This window comes from Stieleria sp. (assembly GCF_041595215.1).
Classification (GTDB): domain Bacteria; phylum Planctomycetota; class Planctomycetia; order Pirellulales; family Pirellulaceae; genus Stieleria; species Stieleria magnilauensis.
This window is the reverse complement of the sequence record NZ_JBFHKV010000691.1, coordinates 1-4,737: the sequence shown is the minus strand read 5'-3', so window position 1 is coordinate 4,737 and position 4,737 is coordinate 1. Positions and strand designations below refer to the sequence as shown.

Sequence of the window (4,737 nt, the reverse complement as noted above, 5' to 3'; positions counted from 1 at the left end):
CGCCGATTCGAACCAGCCCCGCACGCCGGCGGAGTTCATGTTTGAATTGCTGGACGACCCAGAGTTGCCACAACACTTTCAAGTCCCGCGCGAAAACAGTTGGGTCGCGGCGGCCAAAGACGCCGGCATCCCCGTTTTTGTTCCGGGCGTCGAGGACAGCACGCTGGGCAATATCTTCACCGCCCGTGTCATCGACGGAACTGTCGCCGGACACCATGCGATGAAGCCGGGCACCGCGCAGCTGGAAAAATTGGCCGCGTGGTATCGCGAAAGTTCCCAGCAACACCCCATCGGTTTCTTTCAAATCGGCGGCGGAATTGCCGGTGATTTCTCGATCTGTGTGGTCCCGATGATGCGGCAAGACCTGAAAGAGGACGTGCCGCTGTGGAGTTATTTCTGCCAGATCAGCGATGCCGAGACCAGTTATGGCGGGTACAGCGGTGCGGTGCCGAACGAAAAAATCACCTGGGAAAAACTCAGCCGCGAAACACCCAAGTTCATGATCCACAGCGACGCCTCGATCGTCGCACCGTTGATTTTTGCGTACGTGCTGGGGCTGTAGCGTCGTGTCACGACTGCCCGTGCTCTGGCTACAGTGATTCTTGTGGTTGCGGAACTCACCAACCGTTTCCGCTCCGATGGCGATCAGCCTGACCGTTTGACCCTCCCCACGCTCCACTCGACCCTCCCAGCCCGGGTGGGTTGTTCAGGATGTGCAGGGACCGACGGCCATGGCAGCGGGGTGGATGAAGTGGGGCGGCGGCGGGGATTCGATTCGTGTTTCGTCGCTCCTGCGGGCCTGTGCTGTCGTACACCGGCAAATTCGTTAAATTGCGGGTCCGGCGACGGTCCTCGTATGCCCCGATGCCACTCGTGTTCCATCACTAGAACCTGTTCTTCCAGTTGGATTGCTTTTTGATGACGATTCGGCCCTTTCGAAAATTATTGGTTGCCAACCGCAGCGAAATCGCGACGCGCGTCTTCCGAAGTGCCACGGAGCTTGGGATTCGGACCGTCGCAATCTATTCCTACGAAGACCGCTACGCGCTGCACCGGTTCAAAGCCGACGAGGCCTACCAGATCGGTGAACCGGGGGAGCCGATTCGATCGTATTTGAACATCGATGCGATCGTCGCGCTGTGCAAGAAACATGACATCGATGCGGTGCACCCGGGCTACGGATTCTTGTCCGAACGACCGGGATTCGCCGAGGCGCTCGGCAAAGCGGGGATCGTGTTTGTCGGTCCTAGCGTCCGATCGCTCAATCAGCTCGGTGACAAAATGTCGGCCCGCGAGTTGGCCGAGAAAGCCGGCGTCCCTGTGTTGGGTGGCAAGAATGAGCCGCTGCGTGATCCCGATGCGGCGATCGCGCTGGCGGATACGTTGGGCTATCCGGTGATGCTGAAAGCGGCCCACGGCGGCGGCGGACGGGGGATGCGGGTCGTCGCATCGGCCGACGAGTTGCCGACCGCGTTGGAAGCGGCGATGCGTGAATCGAAAACCGCCTTCGGCAGCGATGAAGTGTTCTTGGAACGTTTCGTCAGACGCGCTCGACACATCGAAGTCCAGATCATCGGCGACGGCACCAACCTGGTGCACCTGTACGAACGCGATTGCAGCGTCCAACGCCGGCATCAAAAGGTCGTCGAATTGGCGCCGGCGCCCAATCTGCCGTCGGAAGTCCGTGACGGTTTGTGCGAAGCGGCGTTGAAGATCGGAAAGGCGGTCGGGTCGGACGGTTCTTGCTATGAGAACGCCGGAACGGTCGAGTTTCTGTTGGATGTGGATTCCAACCAATTCTTTTTCATCGAAGTCAATCCGCGGATTCAAGTCGAGCATACCGTGACCGAAGAAGTCACCGGAATCGACATCGTTCGCAGCCAGATTCTAATCGCGCAGGGGCACAAGCTGACCGATGAAGTGGTCGGGATTGGTGCCCAGGAAAACATCCGCACCACCGGCTTTGCGATGCAGTGCCGGGTGACCACCGAAGACCCCGCCAATCAGTTTCTGCCGGATTACGGCCGGATCACGCACTATCGGTCGGCGGCCGGATTGGGAATCCGATTGGACGCCGGGACGGCATTCAGCGGCGCGGTGGTCAATCCGTTTTACGACTCGATGTTGGTCAAGGTCACCGCGCGGGCTCCGTCGTTGGCCGCCGCCGGTTCGCGGATGGATCGCTGTCTTCAAGAATTCCGGATTCGGGGTGTCAAAACCAACATCCCGTTCCTGATCAAGTTGATCAATCATCCGATCTTTCTCGCCGGTGAAGCGACCACGCGATTGATCGACACGACGCCCGAATTGTTCGAGCTGCCCAAGCGTCGCGACCGGGCGACCAAGCTGTTGAACTACCTGGCGGACACAATCGTCAACGGCAATGAGTTGGTCGCCGGGCGTCCGGTTGCCACCCGGCGTACACCTGCGCCGGTACCCGAAGTCCCGCCGTTGGCGGATCCTCCCAAGGGGACCAAAGACATTTTCCGCGAGTCCGGTGTCGAAGGCCTGGTCAAATGGATCGGAGAGCAAAAGGGGCTGCTGCTGACCGACACGACCATGCGAGACGCCCACCAGTCGTTGCTGGCGACCCGTGTCCGCACCTATGACATGGTGCACATCGCACCGGCGTATGCGCACCACGCGTCCCAGCTGTTCTCTTTGGAAATGTGGGGCGGAGCGACGTTCGACACCAGCATGCGATTCTTGAAGGAATCGCCATGGCAACGACTGGCGGACTTGCGCGAAGCGGTTCCCAATATCCTGACCCAAATGTTGCTGCGGGCCAGCAACGCCGTCGGCTACACGAACTATCCCGACAACGTCGTGCGATTGTTCGTGCGTGAAGCCGTCCAGGCTGGGATGGATGTCTTTCGAGTCTTCGACGCGCTGAACTGGGAACAGAACATGCGCGTGGCGATGGAAGCGGTGATCGAGGAGGGTGGGATTTGCGAAGCGTCGATTTGCTACACCGGCGATCTGCAAAACCCCCGACGCACCAAGTACGACTTGGCGTACTACATCAATCTCGCCAAACAGCTCGAAAAGATGGGCGCCCATTTGTTGGCCATCAAAGACATGGCGGGGCTGTTGAAACCCAAAGCGGCTGTCAAACTGATCCGGGCGTTGCGCGAGGAGATCGGAATCCCGATCCACCTGCACACGCACGATACCGCCGGCATCCAAGCGTCGACCATTCTGGCCGCTGCCGATGAGGGACTGCAAATCGCCGATGCCGCGCTGGCACCGTTGTCCGGCGGCACCAGCCAGGTGAATTTGAATTCGCTCGTCGAAGCCTTGCGAGACACCCCGCGTGAAAGCCCCTTGCGCACCGAAGCGCTGACCAATTTGGCGACCTACTGGCAGGCGGCACGCGAGTTCTACACGCCGTTTGAAAGTTCCGTGTTGCCGGCCACCGGTGATTTGTACGAACACGAGATGCCCGGCGGGCAGTACACCAACCTGTACCAGCAGGCCCGTGCCTTGGGATTGAGCGACCAATGGGCCGAAGTCTGCAAGGCATACGCCCAAGTCAACGCGTTGTTCGGGGACATCGTCAAAGTGACGCCGACCAGCAAGGCCGTCGGCGACATGGCGCTGTTCTTGGTCGCCAACGAAATGTCGGCCGACGAAGTCCTGACCAGCGACAAATCACTGGCGTATCCGGCCAGCGTGCTCGATCTGATCGGCGGACGGATGGGGCAACCGCCGGGCGGATTCCCCGAAGCGGTGATGAAGAAAATTCTGGGTGACGAACCGGCCGTGACCAACCGGCCCGGTGAATCCATGCCCGACGCCGACATCGAAGCGGCCAGAAAAGAAGCCGCCGGGCTGATCGGTGAACCGGCCTGCGATCAGTCCGCGGTGACCCATTTGTTGTACCCCAAGGTCTTTGCCGACTTCGCCACACACCAACAGACTTACGGTGATGTCGCTAAGTTGCCCACGCCGAACTTTTTGTACGGTCAGCAACCCGGTGAAGAAATCGCCGTCGACATCGAAAAGGGAAAACGGTTGATCATCCGTTTCCTGACTGTCGGCCAACCGCACCCCGACGGGACACGCACCGTCTTTTTCGAACTCAACGGCCAGCCGCGTGAAATCACGGTTTACGACAAGTCCCTGGAACCGGAAACCAAAGCGGCGGTCAAAGCCGATCCCCGCGACGAAAACCAGGTGGCGTCCAGCATGCCGGGCATGGTGATCACCGTCGCCGTCGAAGAGGGCAGCAAGGTCAAGGAAGGGCAGAAGCTGATGGTGCTGGAGGCGATGAAGATGGAGACCACCGTCAACGCGCCCAAATCGGGTGTCATCAAAACCATCCACGCGCCGCCCGGAACCCAAGTCGAAGCAGGCGACTTGTTGGCGATCATCGAGTAAGCTACCCACGGAGCATGAGTGGGAGAGGCTGCCAGCTTGTCGACGACGGAATGACGAGCCTGGAAGCCTTTCCGACTCGTAAGATCCGATGCTTCCTACGACGAATCCAACGCATCGAAACGGTCGAAGTTTTCCGAATGAACACGCGTCAAAGTCGAACGTTCTTGCGTCGGTCGGTGGTCGGCGCTCAAGGCACGCGAACCCCGTCGGGCAACGCTGTGAAGCATTTATGCCCGGCGTTTTGCGAGGTGTTAACGGCAGGGCGCAAGCCCTCCGGTCCCTCATCGTTGCCCAAATACCGGAGGGCTCGCGCCCTACCGCTAAAAAGTGCTTCACCGCGTTACCCGTCGGGGCTGT

Annotated in this window: 2 protein-coding genes; both read left to right on the top strand. The window is 59.8% G+C overall.

Annotated elements, in window-relative coordinates; genetic code table 11:
• Positions 1 to 562 (top strand): deoxyhypusine synthase family protein (locus ABX749_RS22600; protein ID WP_372897978.1); only part of this gene is annotated, 562 nt, incomplete at its 5' end.
• A 356-nt stretch (positions 563 to 918) separates the two neighbouring features.
• Entirely contained in the window at positions 919 to 4,380 is a 3,462-nt protein-coding gene (locus ABX749_RS22595) for a pyruvate carboxylase (RefSeq protein ID WP_372897977.1), read from the top strand.
• Positions 4,381 to 4,737 lie beyond the last annotated feature (357 nt).

What these genes read in the sequence shown, in the direction of transcription:
- ABX749_RS22595 (WP_372897977.1), top strand. Translation starts at nt 919, where the DNA reads ATGACGATTCGGCCCTTTCGAAAATTATTGGTTGCCAACCGCAGCGAA.